Source organism: Carboxydocella thermautotrophica (assembly GCA_003054495.1).
Taxonomy (GTDB): domain Bacteria; phylum Bacillota.
Genome location: CP028514.1, coordinates 1,897,958 through 1,918,326, shown reverse-complemented (window position 1 = coordinate 1,918,326; position 20,369 = coordinate 1,897,958). Strand labels below are relative to the sequence as shown.

General features: G+C 51.1%; 23 protein-coding genes. All 23 read left to right on the top strand.

Going from position 1 to position 20,369, the window contains the following annotated elements:
• The first annotated feature begins 7 nt into the window (after nt 1-7).
• The 23 genes from CTH_RS09580 (at nt 8) to CTH_RS09475 (ending at nt 20,340) form a co-directional block, all read left to right on the top strand.
• Nucleotides 8-1,282, top strand: coding sequence for a CpaE/TadZ family protein (locus tag CTH_RS09580; RefSeq protein WP_242946682.1), 1,275 nt, complete (start codon nt 8-10; stop codon nt 1,280-1,282).
• Complete coding sequence (locus tag CTH_RS09575) at nt 1,210-2,436, top strand: TadA family conjugal transfer-associated ATPase (RefSeq protein ID WP_078664546.1); 1,227 nt, start codon at nt 1,210-1,212, stop codon at nt 2,434-2,436. The genes CTH_RS09580 and CTH_RS09575 overlap by 73 nt, the downstream gene beginning before the upstream one ends.
• Nucleotides 2,420-3,235 (top strand): type II secretion system F family protein, encoded by an 816-nt coding sequence (locus CTH_RS09570; protein ID WP_159071913.1) that lies wholly within the window; start codon nt 2,420-2,422, stop codon nt 3,233-3,235. The genes CTH_RS09575 and CTH_RS09570 overlap by 17 nt, the downstream gene beginning before the upstream one ends.
• The gene (locus tag CTH_RS09565) at nt 3,232-4,089 is read left to right on the top strand and encodes a hypothetical protein (protein ID WP_078664548.1); all 858 of its coding nucleotides are present in this window, start codon (nt 3,232-3,234) and stop codon (nt 4,087-4,089) included. Before CTH_RS09570 ends, CTH_RS09565 begins: the two co-directional genes overlap by 4 nt.
• A gap of 19 nt (nt 4,090-4,108) precedes the next feature.
• Nucleotides 4,109-4,282 (top strand): hypothetical protein, encoded by a 174-nt coding sequence (locus CTH_RS14150; RefSeq protein WP_159071912.1) that lies wholly within the window; start codon nt 4,109-4,111, stop codon nt 4,280-4,282.
• Nucleotides 4,283-4,302: 20 nt separating this feature from the next.
• Nucleotides 4,303-4,671 carry a TadE/TadG family type IV pilus assembly protein gene (locus CTH_RS09560; RefSeq protein ID WP_159071911.1) on the top strand — a complete coding sequence of 123 codons (369 nt, stop codon included), beginning with the start codon at nt 4,303-4,305 and terminating at the stop codon, nt 4,669-4,671.
• A complete protein-coding gene (locus tag CTH_RS09555; RefSeq protein ID WP_107753688.1) occupies nt 4,658-5,098 on the top strand; it encodes a pilus assembly protein TadG-related protein in 441 nt (146 codons plus the stop codon). The genes CTH_RS09560 and CTH_RS09555 overlap by 14 nt, the downstream gene beginning before the upstream one ends.
• Before the next feature lie 166 nt (nt 5,099-5,264).
• Entirely contained in the window at nt 5,265-6,527 is a 1,263-nt protein-coding gene (locus tag CTH_RS09550) for a D-alanyl-D-alanine carboxypeptidase family protein (RefSeq protein ID WP_107753685.1), read from the top strand.
• Between the two features lie 78 nt (nt 6,528-6,605).
• Complete coding sequence (locus CTH_RS09545; protein WP_078664552.1) at nt 6,606-6,782, top strand: aspartyl-phosphate phosphatase Spo0E family protein; 177 nt, start codon at nt 6,606-6,608, stop codon at nt 6,780-6,782.
• A 166-nt stretch (nt 6,783-6,948) separates the two neighbouring features.
• Nucleotides 6,949-8,151, top strand: a complete 1,203-nt coding sequence (locus CTH_RS09540; protein ID WP_078664553.1) for an ABC transporter substrate-binding protein — start codon at nt 6,949-6,951, stop codon at nt 8,149-8,151.
• Between the two features lie 132 nt (nt 8,152-8,283).
• Nucleotides 8,284-9,987 (top strand): methyl-accepting chemotaxis protein, encoded by a 1,704-nt coding sequence (locus CTH_RS09535; protein ID WP_078664554.1) that lies wholly within the window; start codon nt 8,284-8,286, stop codon nt 9,985-9,987.
• Nucleotides 9,988-10,101: 114 nt separating this feature from the next.
• The gene (locus CTH_RS09530; protein ID WP_078664555.1) at nt 10,102-10,536 is read left to right on the top strand and encodes a BlaI/MecI/CopY family transcriptional regulator; all 435 of its coding nucleotides are present in this window, start codon (nt 10,102-10,104) and stop codon (nt 10,534-10,536) included.
• Nucleotide 10,537: 1 nt separating this feature from the next.
• The gene (locus CTH_RS09525; protein WP_078664556.1) at nt 10,538-11,521 is read left to right on the top strand and encodes a M56 family metallopeptidase; all 984 of its coding nucleotides are present in this window, start codon (nt 10,538-10,540) and stop codon (nt 11,519-11,521) included.
• A gap of 56 nt (nt 11,522-11,577) precedes the next feature.
• Nucleotides 11,578-12,189: a Fe-S-containing protein gene (locus CTH_RS09520; protein ID WP_078664557.1), complete on the top strand. Its 612-nt coding sequence runs from the start codon at nt 11,578-11,580 to the stop codon at nt 12,187-12,189.
• A gap of 15 nt (nt 12,190-12,204) precedes the next feature.
• Nucleotides 12,205-12,702 carry a hypothetical protein gene (locus CTH_RS14255; protein WP_078664558.1) on the top strand — a complete coding sequence of 166 codons (498 nt, stop codon included), beginning with the start codon at nt 12,205-12,207 and terminating at the stop codon, nt 12,700-12,702.
• Nucleotides 12,703-12,722: 20 nt separating this feature from the next.
• Nucleotides 12,723-13,922, top strand: coding sequence for an ABC transporter permease (locus CTH_RS09510; RefSeq protein WP_078664559.1), 1,200 nt, complete (start codon nt 12,723-12,725; stop codon nt 13,920-13,922).
• A gap of 12 nt (nt 13,923-13,934) precedes the next feature.
• Nucleotides 13,935-14,639 (top strand): ABC transporter ATP-binding protein, encoded by a 705-nt coding sequence (locus CTH_RS09505; RefSeq protein ID WP_107753683.1) that lies wholly within the window; start codon nt 13,935-13,937, stop codon nt 14,637-14,639.
• Entirely contained in the window at nt 14,611-15,774 is a 1,164-nt protein-coding gene (locus tag CTH_RS09500; protein ID WP_078664561.1) for an ABC transporter permease, read from the top strand. The genes CTH_RS09505 and CTH_RS09500 overlap by 29 nt, the downstream gene beginning before the upstream one ends.
• A gap of 37 nt (nt 15,775-15,811) precedes the next feature.
• The gene (locus CTH_RS09495; protein WP_159071910.1) at nt 15,812-16,174 is read left to right on the top strand and encodes a YlbF/YmcA family competence regulator; all 363 of its coding nucleotides are present in this window, start codon (nt 15,812-15,814) and stop codon (nt 16,172-16,174) included.
• A gap of 74 nt (nt 16,175-16,248) precedes the next feature.
• The gene (gene bshC, locus CTH_RS09490) at nt 16,249-17,826 is read left to right on the top strand and encodes a bacillithiol biosynthesis cysteine-adding enzyme BshC (RefSeq protein ID WP_078664563.1); all 1,578 of its coding nucleotides are present in this window, start codon (nt 16,249-16,251) and stop codon (nt 17,824-17,826) included.
• Complete coding sequence (gene bshB1 / locus CTH_RS09485) at nt 17,801-18,538, top strand: bacillithiol biosynthesis deacetylase BshB1 (protein ID WP_078664564.1); 738 nt, start codon at nt 17,801-17,803, stop codon at nt 18,536-18,538. The genes bshC and bshB1 overlap by 26 nt, the downstream gene beginning before the upstream one ends.
• 3 nt (nt 18,539-18,541) lie before the next feature.
• Nucleotides 18,542-19,687: an N-acetyl-alpha-D-glucosaminyl L-malate synthase BshA gene (bshA, locus tag CTH_RS09480; RefSeq protein WP_078664565.1), complete on the top strand. Its 1,146-nt coding sequence runs from the start codon at nt 18,542-18,544 to the stop codon at nt 19,685-19,687.
• 38 nt (nt 19,688-19,725) lie between these two features.
• Nucleotides 19,726-20,340: a response regulator transcription factor gene (locus CTH_RS09475; RefSeq protein WP_078664566.1), complete on the top strand. Its 615-nt coding sequence runs from the start codon at nt 19,726-19,728 to the stop codon at nt 20,338-20,340.
• Nucleotides 20,341-20,369: the final 29 nt, after the last annotated feature.

Below are 20,369 nucleotides of genomic sequence, written 5' to 3'. Positions count from 1 at the left end.
GCGCATCATGCTGGCTACCGGTGATGATATTCTGGCTCCGGTGATTACGGAAAGAAAAGACTGGGAACTGGTTGGGTTGGCCTTATTTGCCGAAGATGTGCTGGAGCAAATCAAGCTAACCGGGCCAGATCTGGTGATTATAGCAGATGAGCTGGATCCTCATCTGCGTACCAGTAAGAGGATCCGGCTGGAATATCCGGATCTGCGCCTGATCTATATCATTACCGATGAAAATAACCCTGTTACTTCTGATGACCTGCTAAAAATGGGCATTTACGATATTCTGCCTGGTGTCTTTAAAAAGAAGGATTTACTGGATTTGATTGCTAATCCCAGGAGCTGGCAGGATACCGTCTCGGCGGAGCAGCTGCTGGAGCAACTGGTGGAAGAACCCGGGGAAGAAGCCCCAAAAGTTACTGAAATGATGCCAGCACCAAAACTGGTCTACAAGCAAAAAATTCTGGTTTTCTGGAATCCCAAACCCGGTACAGGGAAAACCTTTCTGGCCAGCGGGGTAGCATTGGCACTGGCGCAAAAAGGACTGAATGTGGGGTTTCTGGATGGGGATTTAAATAATCTGTGTGCTCCCTACTGGCTGGGGGTGGAAAACAAACAGTTTCCCTTGCACAAAGCTATTCGCTCGGGAGAAGAAAGCCGGATTCAGGCTCTGGGGCAGCCCCATCCCCTCTGGCCTAACCTTATTATCTACAGCGGGACGATCTATTGCCGACCTGAAAGTTACAGCCAGTTTGAACCGGAACAGTTTCGCTCTTTTATCAACAGAATGAAAAGCTGTTTTGATGTCATCATAATTGACACTGCCAGTGACTTAAAACTGGTAAGTACATATATCGCATTACAGGAAGCCAGTGAAGTTATTATTCCGGTGAATCAGGACTATTGTCAGTTGCTGGCCATCAAACGCTACTTGCAATTATGGCAGAGGTTGAATATGGATAGTGGGAAAATCTACTACTGGCCTAACGGAATCAATGCCGCTGTTAAACCGGCACTTTCAACCATGATGGAAATATTGCCCGGTCGCTGGGGCAAGCTCTTTCCTGACCTGGGCAGTGAAATATTTGAGCACTTGCTGGCCGGTGAGCATCCCTGGTTTAAACTGAAGGAAAAGGAGGCGAGCTGGGAGGAAAATCTCAGGACTCTCTTTCCAGCCTATCAGCCTCAGCCAGCAGGAAGAGGTGGTAGATTATGGCCATCGTTGATCTCCTTACCGAGCTGGCCAAGGCCAGGCTGGAAAAAGCTGATACCGAAGGAGAATTAACGGGATATAACCGTTTACTGAATGAGGTAAAGGATTATTTGCTAAAAAATCACAGCCAGCTGGTAGGACTTTCACTGACTGACCGGGAGAAAAAACAGGCTGTTGCCCAGATCATCCAGGACTATTTGACTGGAGAGACAGGCTATTTACTCCCCGATCTGGAAAAAATCAAACAGTATTGTATCCAGGAAATTTGCGGTTATGGACCGCTGGATGACTTGCTGGCCAATCCCGATATCAATGAAATCATGGTTAATAACTATCAGGAAATCTATATTGAAATAAATGGTCAGATTCAGAAAACCAGTCGGCAGTTTGCTTCAGAAGAACAGCTAATCAATGTAGTGCGTAAAATTCTGGCTCCGGTGGGAAGAAGCCTGGACCTGGCCAATCCCTATGTAGATGCTCGTTTGGCTGATGGCAGTCGCTTAAATGCGGTTTTGAGCCCCATTGCTGTGCACGGAACCTGTGTTACCATCAGAAAGTTTCCGGTGCGCTTTTATACCCCGGAGAATTTGCTGGAGCTGGGGACTTGCAGTCGGGAAATGCTGGATTTTCTACGAGAAGCAGTAAATAACCGGGCCAATATCCTGTTGGTCGGCGGTACCAGCTCGGGCAAGACCAGCACTCTGCGTTCCATCTGTGCCTATATTCCATCCCATGAACGGCTGGTTACCATTGAAGATGTGGATGAGCTGAAGCTGAAGCAGCTTCATCCCCATGTAGTCAGCCTGGAAGCCAGAAAAAGCAAGGAGTTCCCGATTACTCTTTATGATCTCTTACTCAATGCATTGCGCATGCGGCCTGACCGCTTGATTGTCGGGGAAGTGCGAGGCAAAGAGGCCCTGGAACTGCTGGAAGCGATGAATACCGGCCATGAAGGCAGTATGGGCACTTTGCATGCCAATAATGCCTTGCAGGCAATTCAGCGGCTGGTATTGATGATATTGCGTAACAGTATGGATTTGAATCCAGAACTGGTGATGCGTTTGGTCTGTCAAACCCTTGATTATATCGTTACCATGAAGAGATTGAGTAATGGTAAAAGGGTGATGCTGGCAATAACTGCTGTCAGGGGCTACCAGCAGGGGGAACCCTGGCTGGAGGATGTCTTTTACTTCGAGGAGGACAGATTTTATGCTGCTAGCAGCTGAGCTGTTTTTGGCCGTTTCGGCTTGTTTGCTGGTCTGGTGGGCTTTTCGTGAAAATGAACTTGAGTTAATTGCCACCCTTTACAGGAAGCTTCCCAAACAGGTAGTTCTGGTGCTGGGTGGGGTACTGCTGGGAGCTGGCGTTGGTTTTTTGAGTGGAAGCAATTTCATTGTTATTCTTCTGATTTTTTGTGGTGGAGCATTGCCCTATTTCTTTTATCGTAAACAGTTGATTCGCCAGCAACAACGGCTGGTAGAACAGATGGTAGCTTGCCTTTACCAGCTGGCTTCTTTATATGGAGTTTGTAATAATGTCTATCATGCTTTTGTGCAGACTGCCCAAACAGCTCCTGAACCGCTGAAGTCAGTCTTGCAAGAATTGCTGGCTGACTGGGAACTGGCCGGCTTGTCCACAAATGAAGCTATGGCCCGATTGGAGGAACGCATTCCCCATGATGATGTTCGTTTCTTCTGCCGCATTATTAGCCTGGCAGAACAGACAGGGGGAAACATCAAAGACATCATGTTACAGGTGCCAGAGTCCTTACAGGAACGACAGCTTTTAAGGGAAGAGGGTATGGCGGAACTAAAAGGTTATATCGCCCAGGCCTGGCTTTTAATCTTACTGGTACCTGGCTTTTTGTTGACCTTTTATCTATTGCAGCCTGAATTCATCTATTTATTAATGGATACTGCCCTGGGCAAGGGAGCTCTTTCCCTGGTGCTTTTTATAACTGCGCTGGCGGCTTATCTGGTAGACAGGGTGGTTTCCCCGCAGGAATGGGAGGATATGGCACGGTGATAAAGCTGCTAATTGCTTTGCTGGCTTTGGCCAGCGGCTGGCTGGTTAAAACCATATTAAAAAAAATCCTGACAAGCTATAACTCCAGGGAGCAAAAACGCCTGGAGCTGATCCAGCGCATAGGGTTTCTGCCCTCAGAGGAAAAGGATTTGACTACCAGATTGATGGAAAAATATTTGCTGTACTGGTATAAGCAGAGATTAAACTGGCTGGGCGGAGAACTGCAACCTGCCTTGCTGCGGGAAATAAAAAGAACTGCCGGACTGGGGTTGTTAGTGGTTTTTACCGGTATCTTACTGGCCATATTTAAACATAAAGTTTCCATACTGATTTACTGGACGGGGATGGGGATATTGCTCATTCACTGGCCTCTTATAAAAAAGCGCCGTGTTTATTTGCGCCAGCGGCAACAACTACAACGGGAAATGCCCAATTTAATTGATGGGGTCAGGGTTTTGCTGGGAGCGGGGTTTAGCTGTGCCCAGACTTTATCCTACTGGAAGCGCTTTGCTGGCCCTGCCCTCTTACCTTACCTGCAACAGCTGGAACAGGAGGCTGATTTGGAAGGGCTGGAAACGGCCTTAACCAGATTTGGTACCAGGGTAAATACCGCCCCGGCACAGGTACTGGTTTCCCTGTTGCTGCAGGAAATGCGCGGAGGAATAGATATAAGGGCAGCTGTTGGCCAGTTATCCGGTTATCAGCGCAAAATACGCTGGCAACAACTGCGGGGAGAGCTGAAGAAAAAACCGGTGTACCTGGCCTTGCTGGGAGCTATCCTCTTTGCTAATTTGTTTATCTTAATTGGAGTGCCGACAGTACAACTGATTTTACGAATACGACAGCTTAACTGAGATAAAGGAGGCGTAGGGAGTGAACAGGAAGTGGCAAAAACTGCTTTGCGAACGCGGGGATTTCGTGCAAAATGCTTTATATCTGGCCCTGGTGGTGATTTTTGGGATAGGAGTGCTATCCGCTTTTGGCCAGGAAATTGTGCAGCAATTTCAGGCCATCATCGACAAATTTGCCGCCACCCGTCCCCGTTAGGGCAGAGGGGTAGTGCTTATGTGGAGCTAGTCCTGGTCTTGCCAGTACTGCTGTTTTTATTGTTTGCCATCCTTGAAGGCGGAATCCTCATGGGGGTGGACAATTCCCTGGTTTCGGTTGTGGATTATGGCATCAGAGCAATGGCGGTAGAAGGGGGAATGACAGAGGAGATTGAGGAAAAGGTCAGACAACAGCTCAACTTGAGAGGGATCGATCCCGACCAGGTGAGAATAGAAGCCAGCTGGCAGCCGGTTCAGTTTCAGGAGGAGATTTTTCTGCGCCTGCACTATGATTATCCCTTGCGCTTGTTTGCTATCGAGGATGTACTGGAAATAACTATCCCGCTCAAGGCGGAAACGGTGGGAATCAGTGAACATGTTTTTCGTTGAGGAAAAAGGGACCAATACAGGCTGGCTGGTGCTATTACTGCCAGTTTTACTGCTGTTACTGGGCTGGGTTACGGATATTTCTATGTTGTATATTGCCAGTAACCAGCTCCAGCATATCGCTGATAAAGCAGGGGAAGGAGCATTGACCACTTCCATAATAATGAATGCAATCCAGGAAGAAGGAACCATCAAGGTAGACCCTGTTCAGGCAGAAGCAAATTTTCAGCGGCTTTTGACTGCCAATGCCGAGCGCGAGGGCTGGGTTTTTACTGATGTTAAACTGACCAGGCTGGAGATAGAACCGGAAGGCCCGCCCCGGCTGAGCTGTCGCCTGGAAGGGGAATACAGGCCAGTTTTTATGGGTTTCTGGCGAGAAAAAGTAACGCTGGGGGTAGAGAGCGAGGTTGTACTGGAGGATATACCTTGATGTAAACAATTTGACAGACAGGCTCTGAAAAAGTGGTATAATATATACGAACAACTTCACAACCTCCCAACACAACCTCTAACTTTTCTCCTGGCCCTTGGTTAACAAGGGCTATTTTTTTTGGTATACTTACAGGGGATGATGTGAGTGCAGGGGAGTGAAATCATTGCTGAGAAAATGGTTTGTCTGGCTTATTCTAACTGTACTGGTGGGACAGGCAGTTTTGCCCGCCAAAGCCTGGGCTGCCAGGGAACCTTTGATTGTCGGTAAAGGCGCGGTGCTGATTAATGGCAGAACGGGAGAAATAATCTGGAGTAAAAACCCGGATCAGAAGCTCTATCCAGCCAGTACCACCAAAATCCTGACTACTCTGTTGGCCCTGGAAAAGGGCAATCTAGATGATATTGTTACAGTCAGCCGCAGGGCGATGCAACAGGAAGGCAGTGCCATTTGGCTGCAGGAAGGAGAGCAGATTAGTTTACGGGATCTGCTCTATGCTGTAATGCTGAATTCCGCCAATGATGCTGCAGCGGCGGTGGCTGAACATATTGGTGGCTCGATAGAGAATTTTGCCCAAATGATGAATGAACGGGCCCGTCAGGCAGGGGCTGTCAATTCCCATTTTGCCAATCCCAATGGTTTGCCCAATCCGGATCATTATACTACCCCTAAGGACCTGGGATTAATCGCCTATGCTGCCATGCAGAATCCCCATTTTCGGGAAATTGTGGCCAGCAAGACTTTTAATATTAAAAGACAGGATCCGGCGGCTTTGACGCAGTTAATTAATCACAATAAACTGCTCTGGCGCTATCCAGGAGCTAATGGCATTAAAACCGGATATACTGTAGCCGCTCGTCAGTGCCTGGTCGCCTCTGCCCAAAGGGATGGGGAGGAATTTATCGCAGTTGTCCTGGGCAGTGAAGGCAGAAATATCTGGACCGATTGTACCACACTTCTGGATTATGGTTTTAACAATTTCAAAACTGTACTGGCAGCTAAAGCCGGTGAAAAAGTGGGAGAAGTGCCAGTTAGTGAAGGAGCGAAGAAAGCGGTTGCCGTACTGAAAGAGGACCTTTATGTGACGGTTCCCAAAGACCAGCCTTTACCCAGCTGGAGCCGAGCAGCCCACCTGCTGGATAATGTGCAGGCACCGGTAGAAAAAGGCCAGAAGCTGGGGGAAATGGTGCTGCTCCTGGGGGATAAACCGCAGGCCAGGGCGGAAGTGGTGGCGGAATCAGGAGTAGCCAAAAAGAAATGGGCCAGTTTTGTTACCAGCACGGGCCAGGTCTGGAGTGAATATAAGTGGTGGTTTTTTGGTTCAGGAGGGATGGTGCTGGTCGGAGGTTATTTGCTGGCCCTGGCCAGAAAAAAGAGACGTCAGCAACGCAGATTTTCCCGCTATTATTACGATGATTCGGAATATTAGAACTTTCCATTGCTGACACAAATCGACAGTTGTTGTTGTGCCTTCCTGCTATAATTGAATTAGAAGGAGGCGAGCGGTATGAGAAAACAATTCTTAGAGCTGTTGCTGGAAATGATTGATCGGGAGCGAAGCAAACTGGAGGAGCTCTGGCTGGAATGGGGTAGCACCCAGCACCCCCTGGTTTACCACCAGAGCTGTAAGCTGGACAAATTGATCAACCTTTACCAGCGTCAGAAGTTTTTTTGTAGTTGTTGAAAAGAAGCCTGTTGATAATTCTGAAGGCAAATGAATCGGCCTTCAGAATTTTTTTGTTTTTTCTGTCTATTTAGCAGGGAAATTAGAAGACATGTAGAATATAGTGTTGTATAAAAGATGCTCTAACAAAACAATTGTTACAAGACAAAGGAGGTATTTTCAGGGTATGAAGGGAAAAAAGTTGTGGAGTCTGGTGTTAGCGGGAGCTTTGCTGGCTAGCGGGCTGTCCGGTTGCGGCACCCAGGCTGGCAAGGAAGGGGAGCAAAAGCAGAGTGGAGATAACCAGGCCGGTGGCGGCGAGATTTTAATCGGTACCAACTTTGAGATGACCGGTAATGCTGCCTCCTACGGTCAGGGTTCAGTTAAAAACATCCGGCTGGCTATTGAAGAAATCAATGCTGCCGGCGGCGTACTGGGCAAAAAGATTCGCCTGGTGGAAGGGGATAACAAGAGTGAACCTTCCGAATCCGCCAATGTTACCACCAAGCTTATCACTCAGGACAAAGTGGTGGCCATTATCGGGCCGGCAGCCAGCTCCAATGCGATTGCTGCTGCGCCGATCTGTGATCAGTTTGGCATTCCCCTGGTACCTTCCAGTGCTACCGCTTCTGGCGTAACAGTGGACAAAGATGGCAAGACCCATCCCTATGTTTTCCGGACCTGTATGATTAACCCCTTCCAGGGTAAAGTTGGTGCTGCTTTTGCCATTGACACTCTGAAGGCCAAGACTGCGGTAATTGTGGTGGATAACAGTACCGACTACAGTAAGGATCTGGCTGCTGAATTTGAGAAGAACTTTATCGAAAAAGGCGGTAAGATTCTGGGCAAAGAAGCCTATCTGGCCAAGGATACTGACTTCCGGGCTATCCTGACCAAAATCAAGCAAATGAATCCTGATATTATCTATCTCCCTGGTTACTATAACGAATCCGCTCTCTTCATCAAACAAGCCCGGGAGCTGGGCCTGAACCTGCCCATCGTCGGTGGGGATGCCTGGGATTCCCCGACTCTGGTTGAAGTAGCTGGGGCCAAGGCGCTGAACAATACTTTCTTCACTAACCACTATTCTATCGAAAGCCAGAACGAATTGTCTAAAAAGTATGTAGAAGCCTATCAGAAGAAGTATGGCGAGTTGCCTGATGCCATCGGTGCGATGGCCTATGACGCCGCTTACCTGGTAGCAGATGCTATCAAGCGGGCTGGCAGCGCTGATCCCAAAGCTATTCGCGATGCTCTGGAAGCCACCAAGGATTTCAAGGGCATTTCCGGTACTATCACCTTTGATGATAAGCACAATCCCATCAAGAGTGCCTTTATCATCGAGTTTGTGGATGGCAAGCAGAAACTGAAGACCATCGTAGAGCCCTAAGAGAAAGGCAGCCCACTACAGTGAGAGGTAGTGGGCTGTTGTTTTTTTCTGTCAACAAAAAGCAGGATTTCAGGGATAAATGTCGAATGTGTCAACTGTTAAAACCTGAACAAGCGAAGGGAAGTGTGGGAGATGAAGCTCTGGCGTTTGCGCTTGAATTTTCGCTGGAAACTGGCTGTTGTCTTGATGTTTGCCGTTTTCATCACAGCGGTTTCCATGGGTATCTATGCGGTTTATCAGGAAAAACAGGAGCTGGCAGCTGTTGTTCAGGAGCGATTGCGACATAATGGCAGGATGGCACTGGCTTACCTAGATGTGTTATATCCAGGGCCCTGGCGGGTGGAAAATGGCCTCCTGTACAAGGGGAATATTCAGATCTCCTACAATGACCGGCTAGTTGATGATTTGCGGGATAAAACCGAGTGTCTGGTTACCTTCTTCCTGGGGGATACCAGAGTTGCCACTACAATCCGGGATGAGTTCGGTCGGCGCATAATTTCCACCCAGGCCGCACCGGAGATAGCCCGACAGGTGCTGGCTGGCAAGGAATTTCAAGGGGAAGCTGACGTACTGGGCAAAAAACTGCAGACAGCCTACTTTCCTTTGCAAGATGAAAATGGTCGCACTATCGGTATGTTTTTTATCGGCAGTGACCACCGGGACTATGATGCCAAATTGAATGGTTTAATCTGGAATTTCATTTGGGCCCTCCTGTTTGGCCAGCTGATGGCCAATGTCCTGGCCTGGTATGTCGCCCGTCATTTCAGCCGACCGGTGCAGGCCATACAGCAGGCTATGTCCCGGGCGGAGCAGGGGGATTTGACAGTGCGGGTCCCTGTTACCACCAAGGATGAACTGGGGGATCTGGCGGATAATTTCAACAGCATGCTGTTGCGCCTGAGCCAGGCCTTCCAGGAAGTGAATGAAACTGCCCACCAGCTGGCGGGCTCAGCCCAGCAATTATCTTCAGCGGCGGAAGAATCCAGTCGTACTACCGAGCAGATTGCCTCTACCATCAATCAGGTGGCCCAGGGGACAGAAAGTCAGGCCAAGAGCGTGGAGGATACAGCCAATATTATCAGTGAAATGTCCAAACTGGCCCAGCAAATTGCGGCCAATGCCCATGGCGTTTTGTCTGCGGCCCGGGAGATGGATGAAAGTGCCCAGGCCGGGGAAAAAGCCATTGAGCAGGTAATGGAAAAAATGGCCCATATCAATCAGTCAGTTGCTGAATTTGCTAACCAGATTAGCTCTCTGGGCAACAGAAGTCAGGAGATCGGCAAGATCGTAGATGTGATTACCGGTATTGCCAAGCAGACCAATTTACTGGCTTTAAATGCTGCCATTGAGGCAGCCCGGGCCGGTGAACATGGCCGCGGTTTTGCTGTAGTGGCAGATGAGGTGCGCAAGCTGGCAGAACAATCCGCTGAAGCCACCACCCAGATTTCGGGCCTGATTAAAGAAATTCAGGGTGAAACGGTAAAGGCAGTGCAGGGCATGGAAGAGCGCCGGCAGGAAGTAGAGCAGGGCACGGCCATCGCCCAGAACGCAGTCCTGGCTTTCCGAAATATTATCGAGGCTATCAATAAGGTCAATAACCAGATTGCCTCTGTGACTCAGGCTACTGACCAGATGGCGGAAGGCGGCGATGTGGCTGTGCAGGCTATCGAAAACATTGCCAGCATATCCGAACAGACAGCGGCCAGTGCCCAGCAGGTGGCGGTTGCTGCCGAGGAACAGACCGCCTCTTCCCAGGAAGTGGCTGCATCAGCAGGTATGCTGTCATCACTGGCTGATCGCTTGCAAAGCATTACCAGTCGCTTTCAAGTCAAATAGACCCTGCGATATGTGGCGGTGAAAACCGCCACAAAATGTTCACATTTATACTATTGCTTGTAGTAATGCGAGGAAGTATAATTTCTATAGAAAGCCAAGGAGGTAGGTGAGAAAATGTTCTGGCGCAAACTGGGAATAGAGTTCAAACCTCATAAAACTGGCTTGAGCAAAGTACTGGGGGAATTAGAAGCAGAAATCATGGAGATTGTCTGGCAGCATGACCGTCCGGTTACAGTACGGGAAGTATATGAAGAACTGCGGGAGCGCCGTTCTATCGCCTACACCACCGTCATGACCATTATGAGTCGGCTGGCTGAGAAGGAACTGCTGCAAAAGACCCAGGAGTCCAATTATTATCTCTACTCTCCCGTATATTCCCGCGAGGAATTTACAACAAAAGTAGTTTCCCTGGTGCTAGATGGTTTGCTGGCCGATTTTGCCCAGCCCGTTCTCTCCCACCTGGTGGAGAAAATCCAGGACGAGGATGAAGAAAAGCTGGCCCAGCTGGAACAGCTGATTCGGGAGCGACGAGCTAAAGGAGGCAAATAGTTTGTCTAAGCTGCATCCTTTGCTCATCTATGCTGCCTTTGGCTTGCCGATCACAGTGCCGGTGGTGCTTTTCTGGCACCGGCTTAGTGATAAAAAACTGGGCAGAGTCTGGCTGGAAAGGCTGTGGTTAACCCCTCTCTTGCTACCGTTTGTGATTTACGGCATCAGCATGTTTTTTCAGCTCAATCGCAGCTGTGTCCTGGTAGCGGGCCCGGAGGGAATAGCTGGTTGGCCTGGGCGGCTACAGAGCTGGCTTTGTCAGGCCGGGACGGCCCTGGCGGTGATATTGACGCCGCTATTTCTGGTAGCGCTGGTGGTCGGGGTTGTAAAAGCAGGAGCTGCTTTGATCCTAACCCGTCGCCTGATTAACCGCTATGGTTATTTGCAGGAAGACTACCGGGGGATTCTCAGTAAAGTCAATTATCTGGCAAACACAGCTGGCATTAAACCTCCAGCTGTGATACTGACCGATTTGCCCCTGGGACAGGCGTTTATCAGCGGATTCTGGCAGCCGGTGCTTATCCTCTCCCGCCCGCTGGTGGTCGAACTGGATGAGGAAGAGCTGACAGCGGTGCTGGCCCATGAAATCGCCCACTGTCAGAGGGGTGATAACCGCCGTACCTGGCTGCTGGTGTTATTGCGGGATTTGTTGTTGTTTACCGGCCTATCCCCCTTGGTTTTTCGTCACTGGGAACAGCTTAAAGAGCAACTGGCTGATGGGAAAGCGGGCAACCTGGGGGCTAATCCCCTGGCCCTGGCCCAGGCCCTGTTAAAAACCAGAAGATTGAACACGCCTTTAAGTGGCTGGCGTCTCGCCCTGGATAACTTTTTGCCCCTTGCGCGTTTGGGAGGCAAAGGCAAACTGCAGCAAAGAATAGAGGCTTTGCTGGAAGAGGAACAACTACCTGGACATGCGGGCTGGGGGTTACTGGCCCTTGGCACTATCTGGATGATGGCAGGTGGCCTTCTGATCTTTTTTTGCTAAGAGGCCACCTTTTTAACAAGACAATATACTACGCGATGTAAAAGGAGGAGACCAAAATGGCAAAAAGAGTAGACAAAAAGTCCATGGTATTACAGGGTAAGAAAAAGAATAGCTGGCTGCTGCCGGCAGCGGTTGTTCTGTCCCTGGCTATTGTAGGGGGAGCGGTGGCGCTAAAGACGTCCAGTCAGACGGCAGCTACAGATAAGGCTAATGTGGGAACCTATAATGTTGGTACCCAGGTGACTTATGACGCTGCGCAGAAAATAGAACAAACTGTGGTTCAACCGGAATTCAAGGACGGGAAAATCTATCTTGATCTGGAGCTGGTAAAAAACAACAAGATCGTAAAGTTTGAAATCCCTAACCAGAAAGTGACTTTGCCCAATGGCACCACTTTCAATTCCTTGCCTATTACTGCCTATGTGGCTCCGTCTGGCCGGGTTGTAGGAGCAGTATCTTTCTGCGAACCCTGTTCTGGAACCAGCTTCCATATTGAAGGAAATGAATTGGTCTGCAATGTCTGTGGTACCCGCTGGACCCTGGAAGATCTGAAAGGGGTTAGTGGTGGCTGCCTGACCTATCCTCCCGATGAGGTAAAGTATGAAGTTAAGGATGGCAAGATGGTCTTTGATGAAAAAGAACTGCGGGCCTGGCAACCGCGGGTATAAAGGAGGGGTTTGTTCATGGAAGACAGGATCATTTTGGTGGAAGATGTAGACCAGGATGCCGAAAAACGCTGGCGGATTTTTTACTGGATCATCTTTCTGGTCAGTACAGGAGCGATTTTGTTAGGGGTCAAAATCTGGTATAACCTGAAAGATAATGCAATTAACAACTTCTACCCTGCCCAATTCCAATCCGACAACTATGGTTACCAGCAACTGGCCTATCCTGCGGCGGGAGGCGGCGGCTGTTGTGGTGGCAGCGGCAGTGCTGTTGTTAGCGGTGGTGGCTGTGGCAGTGGGGGCTGCGGTGGTGGCGGAACCCGGCTGGGCGCTGCGGACCTGGAGAAGATCAAGCAGCAGGCTTTAAGTTTTTATCGCCAGCAGACCGGGGATAACAGCCAGGTAGATGCCCGGGTGCAGGATTTTGGCTGTCATATTCAGGTGGATATTTTCAAGAACGGGGCTAAAATAAAGAGTTATGCCTGGCGTGGCGGACAGGTCAGCGAAATTCAGTAGAGCTACAGGAGGCTCAGCTTATGGGACTGTTAACCATTGCGCTCAATAATCTGCGTCGCCAGAAGGGGCGCACTTTCTTTTTGCTTTTAAGCCTGGTCCTAAGTGTAAGCACCGTTGTAGGGCTATATTTGCTCACTACTTCCATGCGGACGGAGATCGGGGACAAGTTTGACCAGATTGGGGCCAATATCCTGATATTGCCAGCGGAAAACAGGCAAAGTTTCAGCTATGGTGGGGTGAGCTTGCCGGGGGCGGTAGTGAAGGAAAATTTAGTGCCGGAAACGATGGCTGAACAGGTGCGTACTATTAAAAACCGGGAAAGCATTGCTGTGGTGGCCCCCAAGCTGCTGGGCGTGTTGAACAGTGAACGCGGACGGGTGCTGGGCATAGGAGTGCGCTTTCCGGCGGAGCTGCGGCTAAAGAAATGGTGGCAAATCCGAATTAGCCCTGCAGGTCAGCCCGTACAATATGCCCCTAAATTTCCGGTGATTGAGCTGCAAGCTGATGAGGTTTTGCTGGGAGCAGCGGTCGCTGAACGCTGGCAACTGGATGTGGGCCAAACCCTGCAGGTAAAAGGACAGACTCTCCGCATCAAAGGGGTAATTGAGCCTACTGGTGGGGAAGAAGACCGGGCCCTCTGGCTGGATCTGACTACCATGCAGAAGCTGACCGGCAAAGAAAAAAAGGTTACTTTCCTGGAACTGGCAGCTCTTTGTAATACCTGTCCCATTGACGATATCGTACGACAATTGACGGAAAAATTGCCAGGCACCAGAGTAATGGCGGTAAAAGCCGCAGTGGAGGCCCGCAAGGCCATTGTGGAACGGTTTGCCCTTTTTGCGTTGGCTCTGGCCGGGTTGATTCTGTTCCTGGGAGCAGTTATGGTCTTGTTGACTATGTCTGGAGCAGTGAAGGAGAGAACCAGAGAAATCGGGATTTTACGGGCCATCGGGTACCGGCGCAGCCATATCATAACAATTATTTGCACCGAAGCAGCGGTACTGGGGCTGGCGGCTGGCGTGGCTGGCTTTGGCAGTGGCACTTTGCTGGCTAGTCTGGGTGCCCCTCTGGTGGCCGGGATGGAAGTTCCGGTTCCCTGGGACCCGCTGGTGGCTGTAATCAGTATGGGCGGTGCCCTGCTGTTAGGGCTGCTAGCAGCTTTTTGGCCGGCCTGGCAGGGTTCTCGACTGGATCCGGTCACAGCTTTGCGGTATTTATAAGGGGTGAAAGAGATGGCTTTAATCAAGGCGGAAAAATTGCGTAAAGAGTATAGTAGCGGTGAGGATAAGGTTATAGCCATGGCGGAGGCCAGTTTCAATGTGGAAGCCGGAGAATTCCTGGGCATCATTGGGCCTTCCGGCTCAGGGAAAAGTACTTTGCTCAGCATTTTAGGGGGATTGAACCCACCTACATCGGGGAAGCTAGAAATAGATGGTATCGATGTTTACAGCCTGGACCAGGAGCAGCTGGCCGATTTTCGCAGCGAATATGTTGGTTTTGTGTTCCAGCAGTTTCAGCTGTTGCCTTATCTGACCGCCCTGGAAAATGTTATGTTGCCTCTGGCCATCAGCGGCCGGCCCAAAGGGGAGCAACGGGATATGGCCGCACTGGTGCTGGAAAAAGTAGGACTGGGAAATAAACTGAATCGTTTGCCCAATCAGCTGTCCGGTGGTGAACAGGAACGGGTGGCCATCGCCAGGGCTATAGTCAACCAGCCGCCGATTATTTTTGCTGATGAACCTACCGGGGCCCTGGATAGCAAAACCGGACAGGAAATAATGGAACTGTTTCAGGCATTGAATCGGGAAGGGCAGACCATTATTATGGTCACCCACAACTTAGAGACATTGAAATATATGCACCGGGCGCTGCTGATCCGTGATGGCCTGGTGGAAAAGGTGATAAAGCATGAATCTCTGGGATATTGCGCTCAATAATTTGCGCCGCCGATTTCGTAAAACCCTGCTCATCCTGCTGGGGCTGGCTCTTGGAGTAGCTACAGTTGTAGCCCTGCTGGCCATAACCTGGATGATGGAAACGGACCTCAGCCGCCAACTGCGGGGCAATGGGACCCGGCTGGTGATTGTTCCCAGACAGGAGGAGTGGAACTATACCTATGGCGGGATGCCGGTGGGGGCAGAAGTAACCTATGAGGTAAAGCACTTACCCCTCTCGTTGTTGTCGGTTTTAGGTAAACAAAAAGAGCTGGAAGTTATTGCTCCCAAGTTCTTAGCCTCATTGCCGGTGGAGGGAGAGAACAATCTGGTAGTAGGGTTAAAATGGCAGGAAGAACGCCAGATCCGCAATTACTGGCAGATCCAGGGTCAGTGGCCCCGGGCTGCCGGTGAAGCTGCAGCCGGTGCAGAATTGGCCAGGGCCAGAAACTGGCAAATAGGTCAGCGCCTTAAGGTGAAAGACCGGTGGGTGACACTTACCGGGATTCTGGCTGCTACTGGTCAGGAGGAGGACGGGCTGCTCTTCATGAACATTTCTGACCTGCAGGCAGTCGCCGGACAGACTGGAGCCTTGAGTTTTGTAGAGGTACTGGCTTTTCGCAATCAAGAGACCAGTATGGCAGAACAGGAGGAGCTGCGTTCGAGGCTGGCGTCCCTATTGCCGGATACAGAAGTGCGCTTGCTGCGGCAGGTGGAGACAGCCCGGCTGGAACTGCTGGAGCGGGTGAAAAAATTTGGCCTGCTGATAACCCTGCTGGTAGTATTGGTGGCTGGAATGATGGTAATAGCCAACCAGTTGGCCTCAGTTAAAGAGCGGACCAGGGAAATCGGTATATTGCGGGCCATCGGGTACCGTCAACAGCATATTATCCGCATCTTCTTGCTGGAAGCGGCGCTTTTGTGTTCCCTGGGCGCTGTGGCAGGCTACTGGCTGGGCATCCTGGCAGCCAGATTGGTCTTGCCCAGGTTGGTGGCAGGACTGGAACTTACTGCCTGGTACCCACAGCTAGCTTTAATGATGCTGGCAGGTGCTATCTTCCTGGGCCTGGCGGCTGGTTACTGGCCAGCCCGGCAAGGGGCAAAATTGGACCCGGCAGAGGCTTTACGCTACCTCTGAGCATATGCTAAGATATATGCGGAAGGAGGTTATTGCCATGGTCAATGTCTATGACAAGGCCTATGAGCTGGCCCGGGCATTAAAAGCATCTCCTGAATTTTTGAGCTATACTAAAATTAAAGAAAAACTGGAAAAAGATAAGGAAACCTGGCAGCGGATTGTAGATTTTCGCCAGAAACAGCTGGAAATCCAGGCCAGGCAGTTACAGGGGCAAAAAATTGAGGAGGAATTGAGCCAGCTCCAGAATCTCTTTAACCTGCTGGCGGCTAACCGGGATATTGCGGAATTTTTTCAGGCAGAATATGCTTTTAGCCGGCTGATGTTTGATATTCAGAAGATCATTGGAGAAGCAGTGGGCCTGGATATGGACTGGGAAAAACAGATGAAAACCGGAAGCTAAAGCTTTCGGTTTGTTTTTTTCTGGCCCCGGTGCTAAAATTTGATTATAACATCAGTTGGAAAAGAGGGCTTTGGATGAAGAAAAGAACCATTGCTGAGCATTACATACATGATTTTGCTAGCCTGGCCTGGAGGTTTGACCTGGACTGGCGCCAGCCCCAGCACTGGCGGCAGCAGTTGAAACGGGTGATTGACAGTTATCGGCTGGGGACGGTGGTTAGTGAGCCTCTGGCCCGCTTTCAACGGGAACTGGGAGCCGGAGAAAAAGCGGTAGAAAATGCTCGCTCCCTGGCGGAACGGGGTACGGTGGCCATAGTTACCGGCCAGCAGGCTGGACTGGCTACCGGTCCCCTTTATACCATTTACAAGGCACTGGCTGTACTCAAAGCAGCCCGGGAGCTGGCTGAGCGGGAACAGAGTAAGGTAATCCCTGTTTTCTGGCTGGCCAGTGAGGACCATGACTGGCTGGAAATCAATCACTGTTACTGGCCCGGGCGGCAGTGGCGCTGGCCCGATCCGCCCGGAGCTGGACGCAAGCCGGCGGGGCTGCTGGCTATGACGATGGCGATGGAACAGACCATCTGGGAGATGATTCGCTGTTTGCCGGAAGGAACAGGACGGACGGAAACGGGGGAATGGCTGGCAGCGGCTCTCAAGGGGGCGGGGTCACCTGCTGGCTGGGTTGCGCGCCTGCTGGCTCGCTTGCTGGGAGAGCAGGGTCTGGTGATCGTAGACCCCATGTTGCCGGAACTGCGCCAGGCTTTACAACCCTTCTGGCAGGAGACCCTGGCCAAAGGGGCAGAGATTCCCGCCTTAATCTGTCAGGCGGGAGAGCAGCTGGCTGCTGCCGGCTGGCAACCGGCTCTAGCAATGGCTCCAGACCGGACCGGCTTGTTCTATCTGCAGAATGACGAGAGGATTGCCCTGACGCTACAGGAATTGACCTTCGGCCTGGAGCTGGCTGTCCAGGAACCGGTGCGCCTCAGCTGCAGTGTGGCTACCCGACCGCTGGCCCAGGACCGGCTGCTGCCAACAGTAGCCTATGTAGCAGGACCGGGAGAGCTGGCCTACTACGCTCAGTTGCGGGAGGTCTATCACCTGTTTGGCCAGACCATGCCCATTTTATTGCCCCGCTGGAGTGTGACACTGGTGGAACCCGAGCAGAAGAAGGTACTGAACCAGTGGCAGCTGTCCCTGCCAGAGCTGGCTGAACTGGAGCAGCAGGAAATTGACCTTCGCCTGGCCAGTCGGGCAGGGTGGAATCATGAACAGTTACTGGCAGATTTGCGGGAGCGCTGGCAGAAAGAACATGCTGAGCTTTTCACCCATCTGGCTCAATTGGAGCCAGAACTGGAACTACTGCAGGCCAGGAACTGGAATTATATTTCTTATCAGCTGGATTATTTAAAAGGCAAAGTGGAGCAGAAGTTGCGGCGGCAATACCGTCAGCAGATAGATGCTTTGCTAGCGGCCCGCCAGACCCTCTGGCCGGGAGGAAAAAGGCAGGAACGGGTGTTGAATCTGACCTGGTTTTTGAGCCGCTGGGGTAAAGGCTGGCTGCATCATTTACTGCATGCACCTCTTGATTGGGGGCAACACTACTATCTGGAACTGGGAGGCAGTGAAGATGGATATCATCTATACCAGGGATAGGGAAGCAGCTTTAGTAGAGGTAGAGGCTCTGGTAGTAGGACCTCATCCGGATGATGCGGAAATCGGCTCTGGTGGGCTAATGGCCCGCTGGGGCAAAGAAGGGATAAAATTCGGCATTGCCGATTTGACCCGTGGGGAGCAGGGAACTAATGGAACAGTGGAGGAAAGACGGGAAGAAAGCCGGAGGGCAGCAGAAATCCTGGGAGCCACCTGGCGGATCAATTTGCAGTTACCGGACGGAGGGCTGGCGCTGGACCCGGAACAGGTAGCGGCCCTGGTGCGCCTCATACGGCAAGTCAGGCCCCGCCTGTTGCTGGTGCCTTACTGGGAAGATCGCCATCCTGATCACCGGGCAGCCAGCCAGCTGGCCGAACGGGCCCATTTCGAGGCTGGATTGCGCAAGGTGCTGCCGGAACTGGAGCCTTACCGGCCCCGGGAAATAGTTTACTATTTCATCAACCGGGAAACGGATCCATCATTTATCATAGATATCAGTGAGGAGTATGAAACCAAACGGGAAGCGGTACTGGCTCATCGTTCCCAGTTTTTTCGGGAAAATCGCTGGCTGCCGACCAGATTAAATGGACATTTTCCCTATTTGATCGAGACCCGCTGTCGCTTCTGGGGGGCAAAAATTGGTGCTGAATTCGGGGAAGGATTTCTGGTTAAAAATCCCCTGGTCCTGACAGATCCGCTGGAAATATGGAGGTAAGGAATGAAGATTGGCATTGTTTGTTATCCGTCATATGGTGGAAGTGGTGTAGTAGCTACCGAACTGGCAGAAGCCCTGGCTGAACGGGGGCATGAGGTGCATATTATCAGTTATGAGCGACCCTTTCGTTTGCGCAGTTTTCATCAAAATCTTTTCTTGCATGAAGTTACAGCGGTAGATTATCCGGTGTTCAAATTCCCCCCGTATGATCTGGCCCTGGCCGGCACCATTTATGAAGTGGCCAGAACGAAGGGTCTGGATCTGGTACATGCCCATTATGCCATTCCTCATGCTGTTAGTGCCTATTTGGCCAAAGCCATGCTGGCTCAGGAGCGGAATTTGCCTTTGGTCACTACCTTGCATGGGACAGATATTACAGTGGTGGGACAGGAACCGCAGCTTTATGAAGTGGTGCGCTTTTCCCTGCAGGCCAGTGATGGGGTAACCGCTGTATCCAGGGCCCTGGCCGAGGAGGCTGCGGGAGTTTTTGGCTATCAGCAGCCCATTGAGGTGATATACAACTTCGTTGACCCGGAAATCTACCGGCGTCAGTTCTGTCCGGCCCGGCGGGCTTTTTATGCCCGGCCTGACGAGAAGATCCTTTGCCATATCTCCAATTTCCGTGAAGTCAAGCGCATTCCTGATGTGCTGCGGATTTTTGCCCTGGTCAACCGGCAGGTACCCTCCCGGTTGTTGCTGATCGGGGATGGGCCGGAACGGAGTGCCGCCCAGTACCTGGCCCAGGAGCTGGGCGTTCTGGAGCGGGTGCATTTTCTGGGCAAGCAGGAATTTGTTGTACCGCTATTATCCATCAGTGACCTCTTTTTACTGCCTTCTGCCAAGGAGAGTTTTGGCCTGGCGGCGCTGGAGGCCATGGCCTGTGAAGTGCCGGTGGTGACCACAAACACCGGTGGGCTGCCGGAAGTGGTTACAGATGGAGTGACTGGCATCATCGAACCGGTGGGGGCGGTGGAAGCCATGGCCCGGCGGGCCATAGCCCTCCTGCAGAATGAGGAAGAACATCGTCGGATGGCTGAAGCAGCCCGCCAGCAGGCTCTGAACCGTTTCAGGGAAAAAGAGATTGTAACTTGTTATGAAAACTACTATCTGGGCATTTTGCGCAACACCCTTTCCCGGGGACAGTCATAAAATGAGTTAGACCCACCCCCGGGAGGAGGGAGAAAAAATTGGCTGTACGCACCCTGATCTGTGCTGAACCCTTGAGCAGCCACTGGGATGGAAAACAGCGGCATCCAGAGACCGGCTGGACCTTGCTGGCGGTGGTGCGGGACTTGCCTCAACTGGCTGTGGTTATCCGCGAGAAAAAGCCCGACCTGCTCTTGCTCAATGTGGATTTGCCTGGTTTAAATATGCTCAAATCAGTAAGGTTACTGCGGGAAATGCAACCACAGATTACCTATATTGTCATCTTTTTTGGGGGAGAGCAGCAGGTTATCTATATTGAAGGCGAGAACCTGGGCGAAAAGGCTTTGCAGAAAGCGCTGGCAGGAGAGGGGGTCCGTTATCCCGAATTCACCTGCAAGCTATTGCAGGAATTTGAACAGCTTTCCCTGTTATTGCCAACTACCCTGCTGGGCACTGGCCTGAGCAGTCTCAGTCGCCGCGAGATTGAAGTCCTGTCCCTGCTGGCTAAAGGCTATACCGATAAGGAAATCGCTGGTTTTCTCATCATTTCCGAAAAAACAGTGCGCAATCATATCCGCAATATCAAACAAAAATTACGGGCCAAAAACCGGACCCAGCTGGTTTTGCTGGCCCTGCAAAATGGATTATCCAGTTAAAAACAGGCGCAGGCCTGTTTTTTTCTTGC

Excerpts from the sequence above, each read along its gene's own strand:
- CTH_RS09555 (WP_107753688.1), top strand. The coding sequence starts at position 4,658 with ATGTTTTTCGTTGAGGAAAAAGGGACCAATACAGGCTGGCTGGTGCTA.
- CTH_RS09530 (WP_078664555.1), top strand. The coding sequence starts at position 10,102 with ATGTTCTGGCGCAAACTGGGAATAGAGTTCAAACCTCATAAAACTGGC.
- CTH_RS09580 (WP_242946682.1), top strand. The coding sequence starts at position 8 with ATGCTGGCTACCGGTGATGATATTCTGGCTCCGGTGATTACGGAAAGA.
- bshC (WP_078664563.1), top strand. The coding sequence starts at position 16,249 with ATGAAGAAAAGAACCATTGCTGAGCATTACATACATGATTTTGCTAGC.
- CTH_RS09505 (WP_107753683.1), top strand. The coding sequence starts at position 13,935 with ATGGCTTTAATCAAGGCGGAAAAATTGCGTAAAGAGTATAGTAGCGGT.
- bshB1 (WP_078664564.1), top strand. The coding sequence starts at position 17,801 with ATGGATATCATCTATACCAGGGATAGGGAAGCAGCTTTAGTAGAGGTA.
- CTH_RS09540 (WP_078664553.1), top strand. The coding sequence starts at position 6,949 with ATGAAGGGAAAAAAGTTGTGGAGTCTGGTGTTAGCGGGAGCTTTGCTG.
- CTH_RS09535 (WP_078664554.1), top strand. The coding sequence starts at position 8,284 with ATGAAGCTCTGGCGTTTGCGCTTGAATTTTCGCTGGAAACTGGCTGTT.
- bshA (WP_078664565.1), top strand. The coding sequence starts at position 18,542 with ATGAAGATTGGCATTGTTTGTTATCCGTCATATGGTGGAAGTGGTGTA.
- CTH_RS09510 (WP_078664559.1), top strand. The coding sequence starts at position 12,723 with ATGGGACTGTTAACCATTGCGCTCAATAATCTGCGTCGCCAGAAGGGG.
- CTH_RS09495 (WP_159071910.1), top strand. The coding sequence starts at position 15,812 with ATGGTCAATGTCTATGACAAGGCCTATGAGCTGGCCCGGGCATTAAAA.
- CTH_RS09570 (WP_159071913.1), top strand. The coding sequence starts at position 2,420 with ATGCTGCTAGCAGCTGAGCTGTTTTTGGCCGTTTCGGCTTGTTTGCTG.
- CTH_RS09520 (WP_078664557.1), top strand. The coding sequence starts at position 11,578 with ATGGCAAAAAGAGTAGACAAAAAGTCCATGGTATTACAGGGTAAGAAA.
- CTH_RS09500 (WP_078664561.1), top strand. The coding sequence starts at position 14,611 with ATGAATCTCTGGGATATTGCGCTCAATAATTTGCGCCGCCGATTTCGT.
- CTH_RS09575 (WP_078664546.1), top strand. The coding sequence starts at position 1,210 with ATGGCCATCGTTGATCTCCTTACCGAGCTGGCCAAGGCCAGGCTGGAA.
- CTH_RS14255 (WP_078664558.1), top strand. The coding sequence starts at position 12,205 with ATGGAAGACAGGATCATTTTGGTGGAAGATGTAGACCAGGATGCCGAA.
- CTH_RS09545 (WP_078664552.1), top strand. The coding sequence starts at position 6,606 with ATGAGAAAACAATTCTTAGAGCTGTTGCTGGAAATGATTGATCGGGAG.